This window comes from Paraliobacillus salinarum (assembly GCF_014083865.1).
Lineage (GTDB): Bacteria > Bacillota > Bacilli > Bacillales > Amphibacillaceae > Paraliobacillus > Paraliobacillus salinarum.
Genome location: NZ_JACEFA010000021.1, coordinates 1 through 24,430, shown reverse-complemented (window position 1 = coordinate 24,430; position 24,430 = coordinate 1). Strand labels below are relative to the sequence as shown.

The 24,430-nt window shown below is 35.3% G+C and carries 26 protein-coding genes, 1 rRNA gene and 1 riboswitch; of the genes, 17 read left to right on the top strand and 10 right to left on the bottom strand.

Annotation, left to right across the window (positions count from 1 at the left end; all coding sequences use genetic code 11):
* Positions 1-13 precede the first annotated feature (13 nt).
* Positions 14-2,302, bottom strand: coding sequence for a ribonucleoside-diphosphate reductase subunit alpha (locus tag HP569_RS13745; RefSeq protein ID WP_182201733.1), 2,289 nt, complete (start codon positions 2,300-2,302; stop codon positions 14-16).
* A gap of 359 nt (positions 2,303-2,661) precedes the next feature.
* A riboswitch (cyclic di-GMP riboswitch) is annotated at positions 2,662-2,746 on the top strand.
* A 105-nt stretch (positions 2,747-2,851) separates the two neighbouring features.
* On the opposite strand from HP569_RS13745, the gene HP569_RS13740 reads away from it, so the two are divergent.
* Both HP569_RS13740 and HP569_RS13735 read left to right on the top strand, forming a co-directional pair.
* Positions 2,852-4,645 carry a methyl-accepting chemotaxis protein gene (locus HP569_RS13740; RefSeq protein ID WP_182201732.1) on the top strand — a complete coding sequence of 598 codons (1,794 nt, stop codon included), beginning with the start codon at positions 2,852-2,854 and terminating at the stop codon, positions 4,643-4,645.
* A gap of 196 nt (positions 4,646-4,841) precedes the next feature.
* Positions 4,842-5,267, top strand: a complete 426-nt coding sequence (locus HP569_RS13735) for a PilZ domain-containing protein (RefSeq protein ID WP_182201731.1) — start codon at positions 4,842-4,844, stop codon at positions 5,265-5,267.
* 187 nt (positions 5,268-5,454) lie between these two features.
* Here the strand turns inward: HP569_RS13735 and HP569_RS13730 are convergent, their stop codons facing one another.
* Entirely contained in the window at positions 5,455-5,700 is a 246-nt protein-coding gene (locus tag HP569_RS13730; protein WP_182201741.1) for a YuzB family protein, read from the bottom strand.
* 168 nt (positions 5,701-5,868) lie between these two features.
* Here HP569_RS13730 and HP569_RS13725 point away from each other — a divergent pair, with 168 nt between their 5' ends.
* A complete protein-coding gene (locus tag HP569_RS13725; protein WP_246367271.1) occupies positions 5,869-6,507 on the top strand; it encodes a helix-turn-helix transcriptional regulator in 639 nt (212 codons plus the stop codon).
* 65 nt (positions 6,508-6,572) lie between these two features.
* On the opposite strand, the gene HP569_RS13720 is transcribed toward HP569_RS13725, so the two are convergent.
* Positions 6,573-6,998, bottom strand: coding sequence for a helix-turn-helix domain-containing protein (locus HP569_RS13720; protein WP_182201729.1), 426 nt, complete (start codon positions 6,996-6,998; stop codon positions 6,573-6,575).
* 126 nt (positions 6,999-7,124) lie between these two features.
* On the opposite strand from HP569_RS13720, the gene HP569_RS13715 reads away from it, so the two are divergent.
* Entirely contained in the window at positions 7,125-7,424 is a 300-nt protein-coding gene (locus HP569_RS13715; RefSeq protein WP_182201728.1) for a hypothetical protein, read from the top strand.
* 144 nt (positions 7,425-7,568) lie between these two features.
* On the opposite strand, the gene HP569_RS13710 is transcribed toward HP569_RS13715, so the two are convergent.
* Complete coding sequence (locus tag HP569_RS13710; RefSeq protein ID WP_182201727.1) at positions 7,569-8,465, bottom strand: TIGR01777 family oxidoreductase; 897 nt, start codon at positions 8,463-8,465, stop codon at positions 7,569-7,571.
* 53 nt (positions 8,466-8,518) lie between these two features.
* On the opposite strand from HP569_RS13710, the gene recX reads away from it, so the two are divergent.
* On the top strand, positions 8,519-9,340 hold the full coding sequence (gene recX, locus HP569_RS13705; RefSeq protein ID WP_182201726.1) for a recombination regulator RecX: 822 nt from the start codon (positions 8,519-8,521) through the stop codon (positions 9,338-9,340).
* A gap of 26 nt (positions 9,341-9,366) precedes the next feature.
* On the opposite strand, the gene HP569_RS13700 is transcribed toward recX, so the two are convergent.
* The 4 genes from HP569_RS13700 to HP569_RS13685 form a co-directional block, all read right to left on the bottom strand.
* The gene (locus HP569_RS13700) at positions 9,367-10,158 is read right to left on the bottom strand and encodes an HAD family hydrolase (protein ID WP_182201725.1); all 792 of its coding nucleotides are present in this window, start codon (positions 10,156-10,158) and stop codon (positions 9,367-9,369) included.
* A 117-nt stretch (positions 10,159-10,275) separates the two neighbouring features.
* Positions 10,276-10,419: a YpzG family protein gene (locus tag HP569_RS13695; protein ID WP_182201724.1), complete on the bottom strand. Its 144-nt coding sequence runs from the start codon at positions 10,417-10,419 to the stop codon at positions 10,276-10,278.
* Positions 10,406-10,561 carry a small acid-soluble spore protein K gene (gene sspK, locus HP569_RS13690; RefSeq protein WP_182201723.1) on the bottom strand — a complete coding sequence of 52 codons (156 nt, stop codon included), beginning with the start codon at positions 10,559-10,561 and terminating at the stop codon, positions 10,406-10,408. Before sspK ends, HP569_RS13695 begins: the two co-directional genes overlap by 14 nt.
* A gap of 104 nt (positions 10,562-10,665) precedes the next feature.
* Complete coding sequence (locus HP569_RS13685; RefSeq protein WP_182201722.1) at positions 10,666-11,658, bottom strand: metal-dependent hydrolase; 993 nt, start codon at positions 11,656-11,658, stop codon at positions 10,666-10,668.
* Between the two features lie 136 nt (positions 11,659-11,794).
* Here HP569_RS13685 and mutY point away from each other — a divergent pair, with 136 nt between their 5' ends.
* The 4 genes from mutY to HP569_RS13665 all read left to right on the top strand — a co-directional run bounded on the left by mutY (position 11,795) and on the right by HP569_RS13665 (position 15,783).
* Positions 11,795-12,877 carry an A/G-specific adenine glycosylase gene (mutY, locus tag HP569_RS13680; protein ID WP_182201721.1) on the top strand — a complete coding sequence of 361 codons (1,083 nt, stop codon included), beginning with the start codon at positions 11,795-11,797 and terminating at the stop codon, positions 12,875-12,877.
* Positions 12,878-12,957: 80 nt separating this feature from the next.
* Positions 12,958-13,137: a gamma-type small acid-soluble spore protein gene (locus tag HP569_RS13675; RefSeq protein ID WP_182201720.1), complete on the top strand. Its 180-nt coding sequence runs from the start codon at positions 12,958-12,960 to the stop codon at positions 13,135-13,137.
* 270 nt (positions 13,138-13,407) lie between these two features.
* Entirely contained in the window at positions 13,408-13,938 is a 531-nt protein-coding gene (ntdP, locus tag HP569_RS13670; protein WP_182201719.1) for a nucleoside tri-diphosphate phosphatase, read from the top strand.
* Between the two features lie 72 nt (positions 13,939-14,010).
* Positions 14,011-15,783: an ABC transporter ATP-binding protein gene (locus HP569_RS13665; RefSeq protein ID WP_182201718.1), complete on the top strand. Its 1,773-nt coding sequence runs from the start codon at positions 14,011-14,013 to the stop codon at positions 15,781-15,783.
* A 167-nt stretch (positions 15,784-15,950) separates the two neighbouring features.
* On the opposite strand, the gene HP569_RS13660 is transcribed toward HP569_RS13665, so the two are convergent.
* Positions 15,951-17,036: an FUSC family protein gene (locus HP569_RS13660; RefSeq protein WP_182201717.1), complete on the bottom strand. Its 1,086-nt coding sequence runs from the start codon at positions 17,034-17,036 to the stop codon at positions 15,951-15,953.
* Between the two features lie 411 nt (positions 17,037-17,447).
* Positions 17,448-18,743: a glutamate-1-semialdehyde 2,1-aminomutase gene (locus HP569_RS13655; RefSeq protein ID WP_182201716.1), complete on the bottom strand. Its 1,296-nt coding sequence runs from the start codon at positions 18,741-18,743 to the stop codon at positions 17,448-17,450.
* 161 nt (positions 18,744-18,904) lie between these two features.
* Here HP569_RS13655 and HP569_RS13650 point away from each other — a divergent pair, with 161 nt between their 5' ends.
* The 8 genes from HP569_RS13650 to HP569_RS13615 all read left to right on the top strand — a co-directional run.
* On the top strand, positions 18,905-19,354 hold the full coding sequence (locus tag HP569_RS13650; protein ID WP_182201715.1) for a potassium channel family protein: 450 nt from the start codon (positions 18,905-18,907) through the stop codon (positions 19,352-19,354).
* Positions 19,355-19,419: 65 nt separating this feature from the next.
* Positions 19,420-19,890 carry a thioredoxin-dependent thiol peroxidase gene (gene bcp, locus HP569_RS13645; protein ID WP_182201714.1) on the top strand — a complete coding sequence of 157 codons (471 nt, stop codon included), beginning with the start codon at positions 19,420-19,422 and terminating at the stop codon, positions 19,888-19,890.
* A gap of 216 nt (positions 19,891-20,106) precedes the next feature.
* Positions 20,107-21,057 carry a D-2-hydroxyacid dehydrogenase gene (locus HP569_RS13640; RefSeq protein WP_182201713.1) on the top strand — a complete coding sequence of 317 codons (951 nt, stop codon included), beginning with the start codon at positions 20,107-20,109 and terminating at the stop codon, positions 21,055-21,057.
* A gap of 3 nt (positions 21,058-21,060) precedes the next feature.
* Positions 21,061-21,624 (top strand): cob(I)yrinic acid a,c-diamide adenosyltransferase, encoded by a 564-nt coding sequence (locus HP569_RS13635; protein WP_182201712.1) that lies wholly within the window; start codon positions 21,061-21,063, stop codon positions 21,622-21,624.
* A 139-nt stretch (positions 21,625-21,763) separates the two neighbouring features.
* Entirely contained in the window at positions 21,764-22,195 is a 432-nt protein-coding gene (gene perR, locus HP569_RS13630) for a peroxide-responsive transcriptional repressor PerR (protein ID WP_182201711.1), read from the top strand.
* Positions 22,196-22,259: 64 nt separating this feature from the next.
* Positions 22,260-22,823 carry a hypothetical protein gene (locus HP569_RS13625; protein ID WP_182201710.1) on the top strand — a complete coding sequence of 188 codons (564 nt, stop codon included), beginning with the start codon at positions 22,260-22,262 and terminating at the stop codon, positions 22,821-22,823.
* Between the two features lie 271 nt (positions 22,824-23,094).
* Positions 23,095-23,973, top strand: a complete 879-nt coding sequence (locus tag HP569_RS13620; RefSeq protein WP_182201709.1) for a nucleotidyltransferase-like protein — start codon at positions 23,095-23,097, stop codon at positions 23,971-23,973.
* A 332-nt stretch (positions 23,974-24,305) separates the two neighbouring features.
* A 16S ribosomal RNA gene (locus HP569_RS13615) occupies positions 24,306-24,430 on the top strand; the annotation flags it as partial.

Below are 24,430 nucleotides of genomic sequence, written 5' to 3'. Positions count from 1 at the left end.
AACCACTCATTTATTAACTGTGACACGCTTCACACTCATCAATTTCAGTTTGAGAAGTGCTTCGTACATAATAAGTCGTCTTTAATCCATTTTCCCAAGCAGAAAGGTGCAAGTTTAATAGATCTTTAGCTTTCACATCATGTCGTACATAAATGTTGAAGCTGATTCCTTGGTCGACGTGACGCTGTCTTGCTGCGTTTTGTTTGATGCTCCATGTTTGGTCTAGCTCATGACGAGCACGGCGATAATAATTATAAGTAACATGATCCAAATCAGGCGCTGTTACTTTAAATTTAAAGTTCTTCTTTTCTTCTGCAAATTCTACTGCATATAATGGATCAATTCCGTCTGTAGATCCACCAATTTTTGCGGTAGAAGAGTTTGGTGCAACAGCCATTAGCCAGCCATTACGAATACCGTTTGTAGCAACTGCCTCTTTTAATGCTAGCCAACGATCACTGTTGTAGCCTTTACGTTCAAAGTAACGACCTGTTTCCCACTCTGAACCTTCAAATGCTCGATAAGCTCCTTTTTCTTTTGATAATTCCATAGAAGCTTGAATCGTATAGTAAGCAATATCTTCATACACTTTATCAGCAAATTGAACAGCTTCATCAGACTCCCAGTGAATATGTTCTAATGCAAGAAGGTGATGCCAGCCAAATGTGCCAAGTCCAACTGCACGATATTTCTTGTTTGTTACTTGTGCTTGTCCCACACTAATTGTATTTAAGTCGATTACATTATCGAGCATACGTACTTGAATACGAATTAAGCGCTCTAAGACATCAGAACGAACTGCGTTTGGCAGATTAATAGACGATAGATTACATACTACGAATTCACCTGGCTTACGTACGATGACAATATTCTCGTCTTCGTCTTGATACTCACGCACGATCGTTGTAGTAGACATGTTTTGTGCAATTTCAGTACATAAGTTACTACAATAAATGGATGTTCTACCTTCACCACGTCCATGTTTATTTGGATTTTGACGGTTTACTTCGTCACGATAGAACATATATGGTGTTCCTGTTTCTAACTGTGCAACCATAATGCGAGCCATTACATCCATTGCACGATATGTTTTTCTAGGAAGTAGTGGATGATTGACTGCTTCTTTATATTTTTCAGTAAAGTATTTATTGTCTGTTTCATCATAAAAATCTTCAAGACCGAGCGGATTTCCATTCTCGTCTTTCCAACCCATTATTTGCTTCACTTGATGTGGACAGAATGTATGCCATTCACCAATACTTTTCCCATTTTCATCGGTAACTTTTAGTTGCTCCATGAAATAGTCGGGAATAGAAACTCCAGTAAAGATGTCGTGTGCTTTACGTCTTTCATCCCCATTATTTGTTTTAAGATCTAAGAAGCCACTCATAATGTCCTTATGGAACACATCGAGATAGATCGCTACTGCACCTTGACGTTGCCCTAATTGATCAACACTTACTGCAGTATCATTCAACAAGCGTATCCAAGGAACAACACCAGAAGAGTTTCCTTTAAATTTCTTTATATCAGAACCTAGGGCACGAACTTTTCCGTAATAAATCCCGATTCCGCCACCATCTTTACTTAATCTAGCAATATCCCAGTTATTTAAATAGATTCCATCTAATGAATCATCGACTGTATCTATAAAACAGGAGGATAGCTGACCATAACTCTTCCCGGCATTAGCTAATGTTGGTGTAGCTACCGTCATGTATAAATTACTTAATGCCCAGTATGCCTCTTTAACCAAATCAAGACGTTTTTCAGCCGCTTCATGTTGCATCAATGTCATTGCAATAATCATAAATCTTTCTTGCGGCAGCTCATAAAGATTACGATCATGGTCACGTGCTATATAGCGATCTGCCAATAAGAATAAGCCAATATAATTAAATAGTTGATCACGATCTGGAGTAATTTCTTGTTGCAGTGAGCGTATTTCGTCTTGTGTGTACGTTTCTAAAATATTATTACTATAAATACCTTTTTCCGTTAATGTTGAAATAAGCTCATATAAATCACCATATCTATCGTTAGCTTCATAATTTCGGTTTTTAGCAGCTTCTTGATAGATTTGCTCTAAATAGAAATGTGAAGCAACAAAAGTCCAATTTGGTTGATCCATTGAAATGCGGTTTAATGCATAAAAAAGCGCCTCTTGATTTAAATCTTTAGAGGTGTTTTCTAGTTGTCGAATTTGCTCCTCTATGTGAGTTATATCCATATTATATTTTTTGGATAAGTGAGAGAGTTGGTGCAATACATCCTGGATATCATTGCTAATTTTCGTTGCCATTGTTTATATCCTCCTGTACAAAGTTAATATATGTATGAATGCTTATGAAAAACTTGTCGAACAGCTAAGCCTATGAATGAAAGGATCTATGTTGAATTTTCATCATTCCACATTAAAAAATACAATATATAGGTATCTTTCGTTTAAAAACACCTATATATTGTATGATAACTTAAAGTATTCAATTAAGCAATTGCAAAATACTAATTTTTTGGTTTGAAAAGTATAATTACATTATGGCAAGAATAACAGTAAATTGGTATAGGAATTAATAACTATAATTAAAAAATAAGCTAAAATAGTATTGAATAATTAGTTAATTTTTACTACAATATAGTTAAGAAATGTAACGAAAATTGAATTGGAAAAGGCAAACTTGTTGAAAGATAAGGACGCAAAGCCACGGGTCTATTGTTGTCGAACTATGATCGCCGGGCTACCGAAAAAGAAATGAATGATTCACGTAAAAAAGATAATTAATCTGAATTACGTAAAAGTTCACCATTCTTTTGGTGAGCTTTTTTTAATGATAAAAAGGAGGAATGTTAAATGAAACAGCTCAAGTTAAAACGAAAGAAACAAACAACAAATGAGAAAAAGAGTAAGAAGAAAGGAAAACTATTAAATAAAATTGGTCATTTACCTATTATCGGCGTAAAAAATAAATCAATAGGTGGAAAATTTGGAATCGTTTTCTTTGCTATTTTATTATTATTATTAATTTCTTCAGGTTTTATTTTTAAATCGATCGCAACAGTAGAAGACGAGGTTAATGCCTTAGAACGAAGAGGTATGCGTGCAATTGCCATAACAGAAATAGGCTCAGAAATAAGAGCAAAATCGATGTCTGCACTTAGCTATTCACAAAATGGTAGTGATGCATACATAGAAGATTATAAGATTAATCAAAAAGAGGTAGCTACTCTAATAAATGAAATTCAAGAAAATTTAGACACGGAAAAGCAAATGGCGTTAATGGGGAGTGTAAATAAGTTTAATGATCGAATTGATGAATTATTTTTAGGGAAAATAGCTGGACAATATGAAGCAGAAAGTAATTTGTTTTCTTTCTATACAAAGCAATTCAGAGATTTAACAGAAGAGTCACTTAGATATCTTGAAATGTTAAGAGATACAGTTAATGATGAAAGAGAAGAAGCTGTAGAGAGCGCATTAGATAGTCAAAATGCAGTTCTGTTCACCTTAGCTGGTTCGATGTTACTTTCTATTGTGGTTGGTCTAATAATGATCGTCTTGTTGAGTCGATATGTATCTAAGCATTTAGGTAAAGTCGTTTCTATGAGCAACAACATTGCAAATGGAGACCTAACGACTGAAGCGTTAGAATATCAAGGAAAGGATGAGATTGGTAAATTAGGACAATCGATGAATATTATGCAAGATAATATCAAACGAATTGTTAAAAAAATGAGTGATACAGCAAATACAGTAACTAAACAAAGTGAGACTTTAGCTCAATCGTCTAATGAAGTGATGAACGGGGCAGAGCAGATTGCTGCTACAATGGAAGAGTTAGCTTCAGGAACAGAGACACAAGCTAATAATGCTGGGGATCTTGCACATGCAATGAGCGGTTTTACCAAGCAAATCACCAATGCTAGTCAAAGTGGTAAATCAGTTTCTCAGACGACAAGTGAGGTAGAGAAAGAGACTGAATCTGGAAACACGTTAATGTTGGAATCGATTGAGAAAATGGGTAATGTGGATACAATTGTGAAGCAGGCTGTTGAAAAGGTACGTGGTTTAGATATCCAGTCACAAGAAATCACTAAACTAGTTTCTGTTATTAAGGACATTGCTGACCAAACGAATTTATTGTCATTAAATGCTGCAATAGAAGCGGCCAGAGCAGGTGAACACGGAAAGGGTTTTGCGGTTGTTGCTGATGAAGTAAGAAAACTTTCAGACCAAGTAAGTGATTCTGTTAAAGATATTACGAAAATAGCAACGAATATCCAAAAAGAATCAGCTGATGTATCTACTACATTAGAAGAAGGATATGAAGAGGTAGCTCGTGGAACAGAACATATAAGTGTCACAGGTGCTACATTTATGGCAATTAAAGAAGCTATTGCAATGGTAACATCTGATATTCAAAAAATGACGGATGGTCTAGAGAAGATGGCTAAAGAAAGTGATGTCATGAATAATTCCATTCACGAAATTGCTTCTATATCAGAAGAATCAGCTGCGGGAGTAGAAGAAACCTCAGCGTCTGCTGAAGAAACCTCTAGTGCGATGGGAGAAATTACAAATGGTTCTAACGAGCTTGCTCAATCGGCTGAAGAACTAAATAATCTAGTAAAAGAATTTAAATTTTAATTCTATCAATCGATAAACTAAAAAAACATCGCCTATCTCTAGGCGATGTTTTTTTAGTTTATCGATTGATAGGTTTCCAATATTTCGATAATGTGATATATATTAGTAAAGATTAGTTTTATTATATATTCAACTATAGTTGAGAAGTTAATCTTAGTACAGCAGATGATAAGAGTTTACATAAGAGGTGAATAACATGCGGTATAAACGCCAAGAGTCATTAAGATATCAATTTCCTAAACCAATTGATGGTACCTTTGTTATTGTGGTTGATAATATGAAGGAAGATAAGTTACAACGGTCAGATACTGGTAGGCTACAGATAATAGACTTGAGTCCAGGTGGGATGAAAATAACAACAGCATTTGATCTACCCTTGAACAAAAAGAACTTTCTATTAGAAGTTTCATGTATGATAGGTGAAGAGGAAGTAAAAATGATGGGGACAATTGTGTGGAAAAAGAAACAACCGCACGACTATTGCTATGGAGTAGAAGGAATAGAAAATGATGAAAAGGAACAAGAAATCATTGAAATATTGAAGAAGCTTCATGTTAATGAAAAAGATAAGAAGCCAATAGAAACAGAAAAAGAGGAACAAACAGAAGATAATAATGAATAAATCTTGTATATATGAGAGCTTACAAGTGGTATTTTGACTAGATATTATAATGCAGAAAAGGTTAACTATTTTAAATTGATACTATAGGATCTAAAAACATAAAAAACAAGGTAGCAGTGTTTGAATATATTGCTACCCTGTTTTTGTATACAAAAAATATGCTTAATAAAGGCTGATTAATGTTTATTTATTGGTACATAGCCAACTCTTCTTCGATTGCTTGCCTTATCTTCTGAATGCAATCATCTACATCTTTTCCGCGAATACGTCTGCCGTTTACTAGTGCATATGGCTTTAATCGACATAACCCACAGAAGTTTAGACAATCACTAACTAAAACAGCTACTTCAGGATATTCAGACTCGAATAAGTTTTCTGCGTTTATTGTTTGGAGTAAGTTACTCTCACAAATTTCAACAACCACGATTCCGATTAGAATCACCTTCTTTTTTAATACCTTTCCTAAGTTGCGTAACAAAAATAACTCCAATTCACAACTTTGTCAACTTTTTAATATAAAAACCCCCAGTTTGTTATTTACTTCACAAACATTATTGGTTATTATAGTATATAAGGGTAGGTGTTGGATATGTCAAAGGAAATGTCGACTCGACAAGCAATTCTTGAATTGTTGAAAAAGAAAAGAGAACTTTCTGTTAGTGGGTTAAAACAACATTTAGATATTACTGAAATGGCTGTAAGAAAACATCTAGTTAAACTTGAGGGAGAACATTTAATAAACTCTCGCACAGTAAGACAACCAATGGGACGCCCAGTTATATTTTATTCATTAACTGGTGAAGGGGAGAAGCTTTTTCCGAATAATTATGACAAAATTGCGGTTGAAATCCTTCGAGACATTCAAGAAAGTCTTGGAACCGATGCGATTGATCAATTATTTGAGAACCGTGAAAAACGAATGCGGAAAAAGTATGTTCGTCGTATTTACGAAGAAGACACATTAAAAGATAAAGTGTTGGATCTTGTCGATGTTCAGAATGAGAGCGGTTATATGGCTGAGTATATTGAATCTAAAGACGATAACGAATTTAGTTTCGCTCAATACAACTGTCCAATCATAGCGATTGCTGATCGATATGATAAGCCATGCCATTGTGAATTAAACCTATTCAAAGAGGTGTTAGGCACAGAACAAGTAGAGCGTGTCGAATGTATCGCAAAAGGCGGTAAAAGCTGCAAGTATCTAGTAAAAGAAAGCAAAGATAAAGAATTAGTTTAATGCATTTATATATAAGGTAGCCTCCCATCTTTATTGAAAGGGAGGTTTGTTTTTTTGACTAGAACTTATAGGTGTTTCGCCTCACCAATGATGCCCTTCATTATCCGATGAATGGCTTTTTGTTTCTTAAGTGGCAATTGTTGCATTTCAAATATCTGTTCCTTTAGAATTGTATTTTTTGTTATGTAATCTGAAACCCATACGAGATCATTATAGTACTCTTGCGATTGATTTGTTTTCGCTTGATATAATTGGTGAAACTCACTAAGTTGGTCATTTGTTTGTGAATCTAATCCAACCAAATGATCAATCGATTGTTCGAAAATAATACTCAATTTAGCAATGGCATGTAAATCTGGTGTTACATCACCATTTTCCCATTTTGCAATAACAGAACGAGAAATGCTCAGTTTATCCGCTAGCTGTTGCTGTGTCCAATTATTTCTAGTTCGATAATATTTAATGTTCGTAGGTAATTGATTTAATATCATAGTATCACTCACTATCTATTTCTATGTGGTAATCCTATCACGCAAAAAAATAAAAATGGGACATTTGTTGTTCTTTATTGGAACTTATAGTAAAATGTTAATTATAAGAACAAAGGAGGCTACTTAATGATTGCTTGTTTGATGATATACATGAATGAGAGAAAATTAGAAACTGTTTTGGATAAAGTCACACAATTAATAACGCCTTCCTATTTTTATGAAAAAGAACAATGGGTAATTAGTGTTATATATGATCAGAAAAATAAATCTGATATCTGGCAAGCAGCTTTAGAATTAGAACTAGCAGGTGAGAAGGTTGGTTATGGATTTGGCTCTACAATGGAAGAGACGACAAAAGACGTAGCTCAGCTATTAATGAAAAGAGATGGCGATGAGCAGGCAACGTATTTATCGCTATTCTCTTAAAAATATCATGAATAGTATATTCTAGAAACTTTTAATATATACGGATATTAATTTCTCTTTCGAAACTGGATACACTAAAACAGAATTCAAAGGTTTGCAGTTTAATTGCATACCTTTGAATTGTTTATCGAATTATGCTCAATGTTAAAGGATAGATTCTAACGCTTTTTCTAAATTAGGGTACTGAAATGTGTATCCATTTGAAATCGCTTTATCAGGTAGCACGGCTTGCCCCTTCACTACAAGAATACTCATCTCTCCAAGTGTTTTCCTTATAACAAAGGAAGGAACCTTCACTATATTTGGGCGATGTAATGCTTTAGCTAGTTTAGAACTGAAATCTTTATTCCGCACAGGATTAGGAGCTGTAACATTTAGTGGGCCATTAATCTTCTCACCTTTTATCGCAAATAAAATTAATTGAATAACATCATTAATATGCACCCAAGAAAGCCACTGTTCACCAGATCCGATTGGTCCACCACCAAAGAATTTAAAAGGCATAGCCATTAATGGTAGAGTTCCTTTTTCGCCTAAAATAATTCCGAAACGTGCATAGACTACTCGAATATTATCTGCTTCAGCTTGTTTTGCGGTTTTTTCCCATCTCTCTGTGACATAGGCTAGGAAGTCATCACCAGTTTCTTTTGTTTTTTCAGTAAAGAACTTGTCTTCATTCGTCCCATAGTAGCCAATTGCAGACGCATTAACTAACAAGTCTGGTTTCTTATCCATTGATCGGATCAGTTGAATAATGTTAGTTGTTGCTTTGATTCGGCTATCAAGTATTCGTTCTTTTTTTTCTTTTGTCCAATAACCAAACAATGATTCCCCTGCTAAATTAATTATCGCATGGCAGCCCGCAATTTCCTGCTCTGGCTGATCTCCCTCTCGTAACCAACCAACATAGGTTAAGTTTTCTTTATTCTGATATTTCTCGGGAGATCGTGTAAGTATGAGTACGTGATGTCCCTCGTCAACAAGCAGCTCTGTCAGTTTTGAACCGACAAATCCTGTTCCACCTGCAATTGCTATTTTCATTATAATCCTCCTCACAACAATTTCATGTTAAACTAACTACTGAGGTGATACCTATGCAAAAGATAACACGCATTACAACTCAGAAAAGAAACAAGCATCGATATAATATTTTCCTTGAACAAGATGGGAAAGAGTCTTATGGTTTCAGTGTAGAAGAAGACACTTTAATAAACGAACGTCTTCATAAAGGGATGGAAATAGACCAACCATCAATGGATACACTTATAAAAAAAGATAACTTACATAAAGGCTATTCCCTTTCTTTGCAGTACTTAAGCTATAGAATGCGATCTTCTAAAGAAATGTATGATTATTTAATCAAAAAAGAATTTGATGAACCACAAATACAAGTCATTATGGAACGTTTGAAAAAGGAAAAATGGTTAGATGATCAACTTTTCGCAGAGGCGTTTGTTCGAACAAAAGTCCAGACAACGAGTAAAGGGCCATTACTAATAAAAAAAGAATTATTGGAAAAAGGGGTTTCTGTGCAAGTAGCTGAAAATGGATTAACCAACTATTCTTTCGAGGAGCAAGTAGCGAAAGCGTGTAAGTTAATATCGAAAAAACAACAGCAAAGTAAGAAGTCATCTTTCAAACAACAATTAAATAAAATAAAACAAAGTCTATTGCAGAAAGGATATACACAAGACGCGATCACAGAAGCAATTACTCAATCAACTTTTGATAAAGATGATGAGGAGGAATGGGCTTCAGTTGTCTATCAAGGAGAAAAAATTTTGAGAAGACACCAACGAAAATTCTCCGGATTTGAACTTCAACATAAGGTGAAAGCCTCTCTCTATCAAAAAGGATTTTCTTTTGAAGTAATTGAAAAATTTATTGATGTATATATAAAAGATGTGGAGCAGTGAAAAACACTTACTCCACATCTTTTTGTTTATATTAATTCTTTTGCTTGTAAATCTGCTATTGCATCATGGACGTGTTCAACGACATGAGTAGCATGTTTCTTTACTTCAGGGTGCGCTGTAGAAATGGCATAGCTGTGTGGTGTCATTTGGAACATGGAAATATCGTTAAAAGAATCACCAATTACGGCAATTTGCTCTGGCTCAAGATCAATTGTTTCTAATAATTGAACGAGTGCATCTCCTTTATTAATCCCTTTTGGTACAATATCAACACAATTAGGATCGGATAAATAGCTTTCTAATTGACCGGAAAATCGCTCATTTAATTTATGCTGCACAGCAGTTATTTCTTCTGTTTCCCCAACCACCATGAATTTAGAGGGTAGGATAGTATTTCCCATTTCTGTATCAAATGGACCATGTTCTACAATTGGGAAGAAAAATACGTCTTCATATTTTTTGAAGAAAGGCGTTTTTTCTTTTAGCAAAATTTGTTCCGCTGTTGATATTAAGTAGTTAATCTCATGTTTTTCTATTTCGCTTAGTAATGCTTGGCTAATATTGTTAGGGAATGTCTGTTCAACTAGTAATTGATTGTTACTATTATGTACGAAGCTCCCATTTTGACTCACTCGATGGCCATTCAGCTCTAACAGTCGATAAATTTCTTTAATTTCGTTGTCTGCTCGTCCAGTAGCTATTGCTAATTGAACGTCACGTTCGTTTAATAACTGCATCGCTTTTTTATCTTCTTCTAGAATAGAAGTATAATTTTGTAAAAGTGTACCGTCTAAATCAGTAGCAAATAATTTTATCAATGTTTGTTTCCCCCTAATGATTATCAATCTATAGTGTACTATATGAGCAGAGAAGACGTCCATTTTTGTTATATAAAAAAGCATACCAGTAAAATACTGGTATGCTTTGTGTGTGTGTTACGTTCGTTTTCTCGTTTGAACTTTAATGATTTTTTGCAATTGGCTCGGTGCTGTTTCACCATTTACTTGACGAGCAGCATGCTTCGGATTTGCGCGTGGTGACTGAAATGGGCTAGACTCGTTACGGTTAAGACGATACATGATTTTCATCACCTCTACCCATACGTTCTTGTGGCTTTGTATTGATTGTTCCATTTGGACGAAGGGCGTGATTGTCGGCTGTTGCCCTAGGCTTTAAATTTGCTTGTGATCTAATCGGGAAATCCTTTTGCTTATTCCGCATGATTATCTCTCCGTTTAGAGTTAATTTTGCACTTTTTAGCTGTGCATTCACTAGTTTCTCTTAAAGTGTGGTGACTTATACGAGGAAAAAAAGTGAATAACTCTTTACGATATATTTGTGTGATCAGCTGAAAGCAGTTTGTCCTGAAGTTTAGCTTCCGAGAAAATCCAACCTGTGTAAGAGCTAATAATATTCATGTTATCATCAATTTTTACTACAGCGACAAAAGGATAATGTCCTTTCGATCGATACCTTAAATCAATGAAACGAACTTCTTTAAAATCATCATATACATTTACTTCCCACCGGTATACTGGGGAGAAGGATAAAAAGGCAGAAACGTTTTTGTCTTGTTTTGCTGTTGCAATTAATTTATTATTTGGTAAAGGCACTCGATGGAAACGATCAACAATTTGGATGTGACCATCGATAGCTCGAGCAACATAAAAACTATCTTCGGTTGTAATCGCTAAACGCCAAATGTTCTGACGTATCGTTGGAGAGGTTGCAATCCCCTCCACTTTACCATAATATTGCGTGATTTTTTTTGTTAGTGCTTTTTTATACAAATATCGCTTGATGTAATAACCGACTAATATGCTATAAATGATGAACCAAGTAGTTACAGGATCGGCTCCTAAAGCCCAAATGATAATCCCGATAACATGCATGGCGAATATAAATGGATCAAACGTATTAATGAAACCATACGCTACCCATCGGTGAGTAAATGGTCGATAAGCCTGTGTTCCATACGCATTAAACACATCAACAAATACATGCAATGTTACGGCTAAAAATGTCCATAACCAGAGATGAAGATAAGAAACAGACGGAACGAATAAATGAATAATCCCGGAAATAGCTAACCCTAAAAAGATCACGGAAGGAATTGAGTGAGTTATCCCTCGATGATGACGAATGTATACTGCATTATTTCTTAGTTTTAATACAGTATCGAAATCAGGAGCGTGTGAACCAATGATGGTCCCAACCATTACCGCTTGAAACAATAATGGATCTTGTTGTACTGCTGGGTCTATTGTTGCAATTCCACCTAAGGCAATGCCCATAGCGATATGCGTACCAGTGTCCATCTTTGGTCTCCTCCTTTAGTTTCTAGTTTGGATTGGATAGAATAAACATATACCTTATTTAACAGTAATTTGTTTAACCGCCATTTATATTTTTAAACCTTGTTCAATATAAGTTTAACACGAAGGGGAATGGAAAGTGAAAGAAAGTAATTTAGAAAATAAGCTACAAAAGATAGATGAAGCAACATTTCAAGAAGATTTATTGCATTGGTTTCACGATCAGAAACGTTCATTACCTTGGAGAGAAGATCAAGATCCATATAAAGTATGGGTGTCTGAAATCATGCTACAACAAACAAAAGTGGATACAGTAATTCCCTATTTTAATCGTTTTATTGAAAAATTTCCTACCGTAGAAAAATTAGCAGCAGCGGAAGAGCAAGATGTACTGAAAGCATGGGAAGGACTAGGTTATTATTCCAGAGCAAAAAATTTACAATATGCAGTTCGTGAAGTTGCAGAGACATATAACGGTAAAGTCCCTAATAATGCAGAACATTTAAGCGCGTTAAAAGGTGTTGGACCTTATACCACAGGAGCGATTTTGAGTATCGCTTATGGAGTGCCCGAGCCGGCTGTTGATGGGAATGTAATGCGTGTATTATCACGTATTTTGATGATTAACGATGATATTGCGAAGGCAAGTACACGACGTATTTTTGAAACAGCAGTAAAGGAGTTAATTTCACACGAGGATCCGTCTGGTTTTAACCAAGGCTTAATGGAATTAGGTGCATTAGTTTGCACACCAAAATCACCAGCTTGCATGCTATGTCCAGTCCAATCCCATTGCCAAGCTTTTGATGAAGGCGTACAACTAGAATATCCGGTAAAAACGAAGGCGAAAAAGCAAAAAAAACTAGCATACTTTACGTGTGTATTGCAAAACGAGCAAGGAGAATTTTTTATTGAACAACGACCAAATGAAGGACTTCTTGCAAACATGTGGCAATTCCCGATGGTTTTAAAACAAGATGTCGATGAAGAGCACCTTGAAGCGTGGGTGGAAGAGAAATTTCAAGTGAAAATAAAAGAAAAACAGAAATTGCCTGGAATTAAGCATGTCTTTTCCCATGTTATTTGGGATTTAGATGTGCGATTGTTTGAGATAGAGATTGAGGGTGATTCGAAAGTAAAACGCTCAATGCTTAAACTTGATGAATTATCGGTTTACCCATTTCCAGTTCCTTTTCAGAAATTAATTCATTCTCTCACTTAATATTACCAAAATTTCGCTTTAATTTATTCGGATAAGCATGCTGAAATTGGATAAATTAAATGTAGCGGAGGTGATATGAGATGGCTAAAAAACAAAACAAAATGCCAAACAAAACAGCTACTGGTACAAATATTTCAAAAGTAAAGCAACAAAACCAGCAAGCAGGCCAAGCACAGGGACAATATGGAACTGAGTTTGCTGCAGAAACAGATGCACAAGAAGTGAGCAAACAAAACCAGAAGTCTCAAAAAAATAAGTAATACACTTTTGCTTTAGTACACCTAAAGTAAGAGTGTAAGCGGTCATGTCATGAGCTGACGAGTTTTTAAGAAGAAGCATCCACCTTAAACGGTTGGATGCTTTTTCTTTTGTTATAATATATTTATATCTATTTCGACTTTTTCGGTCAAGAAGTTTCAAATTTTTGGGGTTATTTGTTATGCTAAGTTAGGAGAATAGTTTATATTGTTTTCAATTCGTTATAAGAAAAGTTATAATAAAACAATAATAAGTGAAGGAAGGAAGATTGGATGACTGGCCAAGAACCAGGTACACCGATGCAAATTAAGAGCTATAAGCACAATGGTCAGTTCCATCGTGTATGGAAAGATACCACTATTTTAAAATCAACAAGCAATATGATCATTGGAGCAAATGATAAAACCGTGGTTACAGAAAGTGATGGTCGTTCTTGGATTACTAGAGAGCCAGCTATTTGTTTCTTTTATACAAAACATTGGTTTAATATTATTGGTATGCTTAGACAAGACGGGATTCACTATTACTGTAACATTAGTTCTCCGTTTGTATTTGAGCAACAAACGGTCAAATATATTGATTATGACTTAGATATAAAAGTATTTCCTGATATGACATATAAGTTATTGGACGAAGATGAATATGCCTTACATAAGGAACAAATGAATTATCCAGAAGTATTAAATCGTATTTTAAGAAATAATGTTGATCATTTGCAATATTGGATTCGCCAAAGAAAAGGTCCATTTTCACATGAAGTCGTTGATCAATGGTATGAACGCTTCTTAACTTATCGGACGTAAATAAGCGTGATAGCTAACCTTGTCTTTAGTAGGCAAGGTTTTTATCTGGAAACAGAGATATGGGGTGTTAATTTGAGTAGTATTAAACGTTATTTTCAATTTGTAAAACCATATAAATGGCGTATTTTTGTAACTATTTTGATAGGAATTGTGAAGTTTAGTATTCCACTGTTAATGCCATTAATTGTGAAATACGTAATCGATAATATTGTCGTAGCAAACGATCTGACACAAGCAGAAAAGTTAGAGCAATTATTTATGATTGTTGGAGGTGCGTTTCTCCTTTTTGTTGTGATTCGACCGCCAATTGAATATTATCGTCAATACCTTGCACAATGGACAGGTAACAAAATTTTATATGATATTAGAGAAAAATTATTTGATCATATTCAAAAACTTAGTCTTAAATTTTATTCACAAACAAAAACAGGCGAAATTATTTCTCGTGTCATTCATGATGTTGAACAAACAAAGAACTTCGTCATAACTGGATTAATGAACATTTGGTTAGATATGTTTACTATTCTGATTGCAATTGGGATTATGCTATCGATGGATGTCCGATTAACAGTTGTTTCTATCGCTTTGTTTCCATTGTATGGGATATCCGTAAAGATTTTTTATGGAAAACTGAGAAGCCTTACCCGTAGTCGTTCTCAAGCACTTGCTCAAGTGCAAGGTCATTTACATGAACGTGTACAAGGGATTCCCGTTACGAGAAGCTTTGCATTAGAAACATATGAAGAAGAGCAATTTGAAAAGCAAAATCGAAATTTCCTAGATCGAGCAATTGACCATACAGCCTGGAATGCGAAAACATTTGCCGTTATGAATACTATAACTGATTTAGCGCCTTTAGTAGTCATTGCGTTTGCTGGTTACTTTGCTGTTACAGGTAATCTGACTGTCGGTACAATTGCTGCATTTGTTGGCTATATGGACCGTGTGTATAGTCCGTTACGTCGATTGATCAGTTCTTCAACGGTATTGGTTCAATCCATTGCTTCTATGGATCGCGTTTATGAATTTTTGGATGAATCGTATGATATTACAGATAAACCTAACGCAAAAGAAATGACCAATGTAAAAGGAGATATCAAATTTGATCATGTTTCTTTTCGTTATGATGAAACAGAAGAAATGGTATTGAAGGATATTAATTTAGATGTGAAAAAAGGGGAAACCATTGCTTTTGTAGGAATGAGTGGTGGCGGAAAATCGACGATAATTAGTTTGATTCCTAGATTTTATGATGTCACAAGTGGATCAATCCAAATTGACGGGAATGAGCTTCGGGATATGCAAGCACGCTCCATTCGAGATAATATAGGAATGGTATTGCAGGATAATATTTTATTTAGTGAATCGATTGCTATGAATATTCGAATGGGTAAGCCTGACGCAACAAATGAAGAAGTGATTACAGCAGCAAAACGTGCCAATGCACATGAATTTATTACCCAGCTCAACGATGGCTATGATTCATTGGTAGGGGAAAGAGGAATTAAGTTATCTGGTGGTCAAAAACAACGGATTGCAATCGCACGTGTATTTTTAAAAAACCCACCAATCCTTATTTTAGATGAAGCAACTTCTGCACTTGATTTAGAAAGTGAGCATCTCATCCAAGAGACACTAGAAGAACTAGCGCATAATCGTACTACGTTCATCGTTGCACACCGTTTGTCTACGATCACCCATGCAGACCGGATTGTATTAATTGAAAATGGTCAAGTAGTCGAACAAGGCACACACGAAGTATTAATGAAGCAACAAGGAAACTACTATAACCTGTATCAAGTACAGCAACTAGACGATCCAAACGCTGTTTCTACCTTTAAATAAGGTGCAAGGATAAAATAATAATGATTATTAAAAGACGACGTTGATTCTATAAAAAGAATAAACGTCGTCTATTTGATTGAGGCTAAAATTAAAGGGCTTTTGTTCTATTACATCAAAATAAAAACTTACCTTTTATGACTATAAATAATAATAAATCTTGTTCGTTGTTATGGATTGCTTCTACGCCATCTATTTTCAAAAATTTCTATTTTTTCATTATGATGATACTTTTCATAGCTGTGCAACAAGGTTTGTAAATGCTCTAAATGATAATGATATTCCATTAACTGTGAAGCTAACGGTAAGAACACCAAATGATTTTCTTCTTTATTTTCATACATCTGAACTAATGTATCGACTAAGTGAGGAATATTTGGATCCGTGATGTCATGCATTGATTGCCTGTTTTTGCGCTTGATTCTTCCCATAAAGCTAAGTAGCAAACGTTCATGTGAGTGAATGACGCGATCTAATTCCTGTACAACTGCCTTTTGAAAATTTTCAGGAATGGCTTTAATTTGTTCATCTAATTGATGGAATGCTTTTAACACATCAAAGCTTTTACGCGTCGTTGCAATTAACTGACGGAATACAATTAATTTCCGAGCTTTTGCTAAGCGGTTTTTCTTAAAATAAATTCGCTCTTCTGAAAATAATAAATACGTCTGATCCATGCGACGAACAGCATGCTGGATTCGAGCAATTTCTCCTTTTAATGACGGATCATCAGATAAATGTCTTGTAGTAATACGCAACCACTGTAAAATATCTGATGTCGTTTGATCAATTTGCTTAAATAAATTTGTTTCGTATTTAGGTGGTAAGAACACTAGATTAACAATAAATGCAGAGAAAATACCTAATAGTAAAGAAGAAAAACGTAACAGGGCAAATTGATAAACAGCCATATCGGTCGCTTGCATTACCGCGATTACGGCGATTAATGCAATAGATACTGTGCCTTCTCCCATTTTGAAATAACGACAAATACCAATAACAATAACTGCTGTAAAGCCAATCACAAATGGGTCAATACCTAATGTATAAGCCATTAATGTTGCAATACTAACACCAATCACATTTGCTTGAATTTGTTCAACGATCGTTTGGAATGATTGATAAATGGATGGTTGAATGGCAAATAATGCAGCTATTCCTGCAAAAACAGTAGACGGAAAACCAATTAATTCTGCAGCATACAACGCGATGGCGATAGCTAGTCCTGACTTTAACATTCTAGCTCCTAATTTCATAAGAAAAACGGCAATGAATCGCCATTCCCTCCTTTCAGAAAAGAAAAAAATGATTACATATCAAGTTGTCCTACCATTATATAAACTATTATATACAAATATACCAGAACAAGCGATCAAGGTAAGAAATAATTATGAAAATATTTAAATAGAAGTAAACGGTAGTTGTGGATAAGAAAAGGTTAAAAAAAACCTTCACACAAATTGTGTAAAGGCCAATGCTTCATGCTTTGAAGGGAAGTCATACAAATTGACAAAAAAAGCATGAATTGAAAATAAAAATTTTCAAAACAAGCGTAGCATATTTTAAGTTAATAATCAATTCAAAATTAAATAAATATTCATAATTTTGTATAAATAATCGACATTACATATAAAATTATGTGCTAAACAACAGAAAATGTATAAATATTAGTCTTTTGCTAATTGTGAAAAGGTATAATCTACTGCTTCTAGTGTTTGTTTAATATCCTTTTCTGTATGTGCGATTGTTAAAAACCACGCTTCAAATTTTGATGGAGCAAGGTTGATTCCTTGTTCTAGCATAAGGTGGAAGAACTTACCGAACATTTCACTATCACTTGCTTCTGCTTGCGCATAGTTTTCAACTTTCTCATCTGTAAAAAAGACGGTCAATGCTCCTTTTAAACGATTAACGGTCAATGTAATACCATGTTTGTTAGCAAGCTCTAAAATTCCTGTCTCAAGCATTTCGCCTAATTGATCTAATTTTTCATAGATATTTTCTTTTTGTAACACTTCCAAACAAGCGATTCCAGCAGACATAGAAGCTGGATTACCAGCCATTGTACCTGCTTGATAGGCAGGACCTAAAGGTGCAACCTGTTCCATGATTTCTTTTTTACCACCGTATGCCCCGATTGGTAAGCCGCCTCCAATAATTTTACCCATCGCGGTCATGTCTGGTTCTACACCTATGATTTGTTGTGCGCTACCATAAGTGAAGCGAAAAGCGGTAATAACTTCATCATAGATAACAAGTGCCCCTGCTTCATGTGTTAGACGATTTACTTCTTGTAAATATCCAGGATTAGGTTCTACAATACCGAAGTTTCCAACGATTGGCTCAACAAGTACAGCTGCTACTTGATCTCCCCAACGATCTAACGCTTCCTTATATGCTTCAATATCATTAAAAGGAACAGTAATTACTTCTTGAGCGGTTGCTTTTGTTACACCAGCAGAGTCTGGATTACCTAAAGTAGATGGGCCGGATCCTGCTTGAACAAGTACAATATCTGAATGCCCGTGGTAACACCCTGCAAACTTAATGATCTTTTCACGATTTGTGTATGCACGTGCAACACGAATGGTGGTCATGACTGCTTCAGTACCTGAATTAACAAAGCGTACTTTATCTAATGAAGGAATTGCGTCTTTTAGCATTTTAGCAAACTTATTTTCTAATGAGGTAGGTGTTCCATATAATACACCATTTTGTGCCGCTTCTGTAATTGCTTCTGTAATATGTGGATGGGCATGCCCAGTAATAATCGGGCCATATGCTCCTAAGTAGTCAATATATTTATTTCCGTCGACATCCCAGAAATACGCGCCAGATCCTTTTTCCATGTAAATTGGTGTACCTCCGCCAACGCCTTTATAAGCACGTGATGGAGAGTTTACGCCACCTACAATATGCTTTTGTGCTTCTCTATGTAAGCTTTTTGATGTTGAAATATTCATGTCTTTCCCTCCAATATATTTATCTGTTCTATTATAACACTCGTATGCGAAAAGGAGAAAAAGGAAAAAGTGTGGACTCCATATTGCTAACAGATAAATTGATGTCATGACTTCTGTTCTTTTATCGTAATTATAATATAGAAGGTACTAGGGGGTGTGATATGGCTGTAGCGATTGTTGCGGTTATAATGATGTTTGTCTTAATCATTGTGAGCGTCTTTTCATTTATTACTAGTAAAATATATCAAAGGAGTTATTTTTCCTATCAAATCTTTGCTTCATTATTGCTTGTGTACATAATGGTGTTAATTGGATTTGGTTTCATATATTTTTGGTTGTCTTTACATGATGTACTATTAATTGAATTCAGTAAGCCACCAGAGAAAGGATTAAATCGTATTGAAGCATTCGCGCATTCCTTCTATTTTAGTGGGGTAACACTAATGACAGTGGGGTATGGTGATATAACGCCGATTGGCTGGGGGAGAATCATTGCGTTAATCGAAGCATTGATAGGTTATATCCTTCCAGCAGCATTCATTTTTAAAATTGGACAGCAGAAAGCATACGTACAAGGCAATAAAAAAGTAACAAACGCACAAGATGAATGATTTGTATGTTTTGTTAATTTTGGTTACCCTTAATGATAAGGAAACGAAATAAGGAGGCGAGCGTATTGGCAATTGAAGTAGGACAAGCCGTACCAGAGATTGAATGCAAGACAAGTGAAGGGAAAAGCTTAAAATTATCAGACTACCAAGGTGAAAATATCGTACTTTACTTTTATCCTAAGGACAGCACACCGGGTTGTACAACAGAAGCGTGTAGCTTTAGGGACAATCATGAAAGCTTCGCAGACTTAGATGCGACTATTATTGGGGTAAGTCCAGATTCAGCAGAGAGTCACCAATCATTTAAAGAAAAGCATGACTTACCATTTACTTTAATCGTTGATGAAGATCACCAATTAGCAGAGAGTTTTGGAGTATGGAAGCTTAAGAAAAAACCTGATAGAGAATATTGGGGAAATGAACGCTCCACTTTCATTATAGATAAAAATGGTATCATCCAAAAAGTGTTTCGAGATGTGAACGTTGATGGTCATACGGAAGAAGCGTTGCAATTTATTAGAGAAAATCTAACCTAAATGATACGAACTAGGTGAAGCGGCTATACCGTTTTTAAAGTGTGGCATATATTAGAAGGGAAGAACAAAACCTTCTCTTTTCTTTTATGAAGCACAAGGGCATCCTTGTGCTTTTTCTTTTACAATATGTTTTCAATTACATAAAGAGTGTTAGGCTTTTCAAAATAAAGGGTAAATATTATCATTATAAGAAACAATAACTGGGGAGGGTTTTGGATGTATATTGTATCAACAACGATTTTAACGGAAGAAATACGAGAAAAGTTGATCGCGGATTTTCCAGACGCAACTTTCGCATTTCATGAAAATATGGAACAAGCAGAAGCGGATTTACCGAAAGCTGATATTCTAGTCACATATGGAGAAGATGTAACACCTCCTCATATCGAACAAGCAGAGCGATTGAAATGGATTATGGTTATATCTGCAGGGATGGACGAAATGCCATTACGACATATAAAAGCGCGCGGAATCAAAGTAACAAATGCAAGAGGTATTCACAAAATACAAATGGCAGAGTATGCAATTTCCATGCTATTACATGTGTACCGCAATAACGAAACGTTTAGACGTAATCAACTTGCGCACATATGGGATCAGAGCGTTCCGTTGTTAGAAATATCCAATCAAACAATGACCATTGTCGGTTCTGGGGTGATAGGAGAAGAGCTAGCTCGTATTGCAAAAGCATTTCGTATGAAGACAATAGGTGTATCGCGCAGTGGAGCGAAAAAAACACATTTTGATAAAAATTATACGATTGATCAACTTGATTATGCGCTACAACAAGCCGATTTCGTTGTATCCATTTTGCCAAGCACAGTCGACACGTTTTACTTTTATAAACAAGAGCAATTTAAAGCAATGAAATCAAACGCAATATTTTTAAATATGGGTCGAGGAGATGCGGTGCAAAGCGAAACATTAATTATGGCATTAGATCAAGGCCAAATTGCACATGCGATTTTAGATGTTTTTGAACAGGAACCTTTACCAAGTGATCATCCATTGTGGGAGCATCCAAAAGTAACGATGACGCCACATGTGTCAGGGAAATCACCAAATTACATTCCGCGTGCTATGGAAATCTTTGAGCAAAATTTACGTTCGTATCTAGAAGATGGCAAATTGTGTGTGAATGTCATTGATCTAGATAGAGGGTATTAGATCATGCGAATATATACAAGAAGTGGAGATAACGGGACAACCTCTCTCATATATGGTGATCGAGTACCGAAAAACGATATAAGAGTGGATGCATACGGAACTTGTGATGAGGCGAATGCGGCAATTGGATTGGCTATTAGTCAGTTGACACAAGATTTAACTTGGTCGGACGAGCTAGCTACATGCTTCCGAAAAGAAATGAAAGCTGTTCAAGAGCTGTTATTTCATGTTGGATCTGAGTTAGCCACACCAAAAGGAAAAGAAGTCGCTTGGCAGCTTAAGTCTACGCATGTTTCTTCATTAGAGAAGCAAATTGATCTGTGGCAAGAACACCTTCCGCCCATTCGTCAATTTATTTTACCTGGTGGACATCCAGCAGCTGCAGGCTTACATCAAGCACGGACAATTATTCGGAGAGCAGAGCGAATTGCGATTGCGATAAAAGACGATATATCGCCTATTGTGCTAAGTTACTTGAATCGATTATCTGATTATTTGTTTGTAGTAGCTCGATACATTAACTACGTTAGCAAGGAAGATGAGGTATTACTAGAAGTTACAGAATAAAGTTTTTGTGTGGTATTACAATACTTTCATTGACAGAATGTTTACAAACAGGTTAAACTAATTATAAGAATTATAATGTGAGAATTGTATTAAAACAAAAAATCACACAATTAACTTTGTGAAAGTGAGGTGCATGACGATGAGTGAGACAATATTACGAGAAGCGGTAGGCAGATTAAAAGAATCTGGCGTAAGGATTACACCACAACGTCATGCGGTACTAGAATATCTAATAAATGCAGAAATTCACCCAACCGCAGATGATATTTACAAAGCACTTGAAGGGAAATTCCCTAACATGAGTGTAGCTACCGTATACAATAATCTGCGTGTCTTTCGTGAAATCGGACTAGTACATGAATTAACATATGGTGATGCTTCTAGCCGTTTTGATTATAATACTGCAAAACACTACCATATTATTTGTGAAACATGTGGAAAGATTGTTGATTTCCATTACCCAACATTAGATGAAGTCGAATCACTTGCCGAGCAGGTAACTGGTTTTGATGTCAGTCACCACCGAATGGAAATTTACGGAACATGTACAGATTGTAAAACTAAACATTAACTTATACCCCTTTCTAGGCCAATTGGCGAGAAAGGGTTTTTTGTTAAAAATCTGAGGTGGTAAATTGGAAAAGGCGATCTACTTGGTTTTATTTGTTGTAATTATTTTCATTGGGTATTCGTGGTATTCTGTCGCTCAATACCATATTGAAGATGATAGTACAGCAATTCAGTCAAATTTAACAGAATGGAGTAATAGAGGTTCAGGGGGTATCAATCCTGATGTTATAAAGATGGTTCAAATTGATGATACAAGATCCTATATCGTTTTATTTGAAACGCAAGGCAGTAATATGGGATATGCGCATTTTATTAAAGGGTGGAATGGAAAATTTAAAATTGAGCATTCGGGACACGGGACTAAAATCATCGGTTATCAAGAAATACATACAAACAAAGGTATATACGGTTTAATTTATGGAGAGAATCCAGATTTGAAAATCGATCATATTCAAGCAGATATGTATTATGGAGATTTTAGTTTTAGCTCTAGTGTACGTGAAGATGAAAAGTTTGTAAGATACGAAAAAATTCCTAATGATATAGAAAAGCCTTTTCCAGCCGAGTTAACCTTCTATGATGAAGGCGGATTTGTCATTAAAAGGGAGGATTTAAAAATTAACAGATGAGAGAACCCCGTTCTATTAGAATGAGGTTCTCTTTTTTCTTGGATAAATTAACTTTATATAATAAACTTCTAATTCCTTATCCATTCGATTTACTTGTCAACTGATATAGCCTTGTGTATAGTATGTAAAGTGTTTTTCAAATCATTTGGTTAAGAGAATGAAATACTAATAATAGTTTGCAGCTTAACTTTTTTTAAAAACAAACAGGAAAGTACTTATGCTTTGTTGAAATAATTTATTGTTATAAAATTATTGACTGGAGGATAATTGGATGGATGACGTATTGCGCCCCATTTATCAAGAACGAGCAAGTAATGTTAATACACTAGGTATACTTATATATGAAAAGACAAAGAGGATTAGCCCGGTAACAGATAATTTTGATGTTATCCTATTGGTTATTGTTAAGGAAGCATCTGACCCTTGGTATGTGAAGCATTATCAATTTGAAGACAAAACCGCAGCGATGCACATTGTAGAACAAAAAGTATTAAAACATTGGATTGATACAAGCTCTTATCGTCGTGTGTTAGAGTGGATTATAAATGGAAGGGTCTTGTTTGATCGTAATGAATATATTGCTAGTTTAAAAGAACAATTAGAGGACTTTCCGCTAGAAAAACGACAGTTGAAATTAGCGATAGAGTTTGCGAAACTTACAAGAAATTTCAGTGAAGCAAAAGATTTATATTTCTCAAATCATTACTTAGATGCTTTTAGCAAGGTGTTGAGTTCTTTGCACAGCTTAGGGAGATTATCTATTATGGAACAAGGTTATCACCCGGAAGTCATTGCATGGAATCAAATTAAACAGATTAATCCTGAAGTTCATAAATTGTATGAAGAGCTTGTTCAGAGCGAGGAAACAGTCGAAAAGCGTGTGGAGTTAATGCTTTTTGCCATTGATCTTTCGTTGTGGAAACATGCTCAATCATGTTCATCGCATTTGTTAGATGTGATGAGAACAACTGATGAATCTTGGAGTTTCGGAGAATTAAAGGTTCATCCATCAATACGTCTATATGAATTAGACTTGAGCACAATGATTGATTACTTAGTTGCCAAGGGAATTTTGGAAGTAGAGCATGTAGAAACGAAAGGGAAGACCGTCTTTCATCGTAAATATCGCATTAAAGAATATATTATTTAAGATACCTTTGTTTTTTGAAAAAAGTTATTGACCTTAAGTAAATGGCATGATATATTAATTCCTGTCGCAAAAAGTGATGAGCAAAAATAGTTGTTGACACGAACTAGTCTATCATGCTATATTTAGTTGGTCGCTTTAAAGCGAGAAAGATTGAAAGGGAAAAATAATTTGAAAAAAGTTATTGACTTTTGATCTTGTCAGTTATACAATATAAAAGCTGTCGCAAACAAGGCAGTGAGTATTTGATCTTTGAAAACTGAACAAAACAACCAATATGTTAAGAAGTAACATGCTAGTCAAGTAATGAGTGAGCATTAAGCGCACTTCATAATTTTATGGAGAGTTTGATCTTGGCTCAGGACGAACGCTGGCGGCGTGCCTAATACATGCAAGTCGAGCGCGGGAAGCAAACAATCACCCTTCGGGGTGTGCGTTTGTGGAACGAGCGGCGGACGGG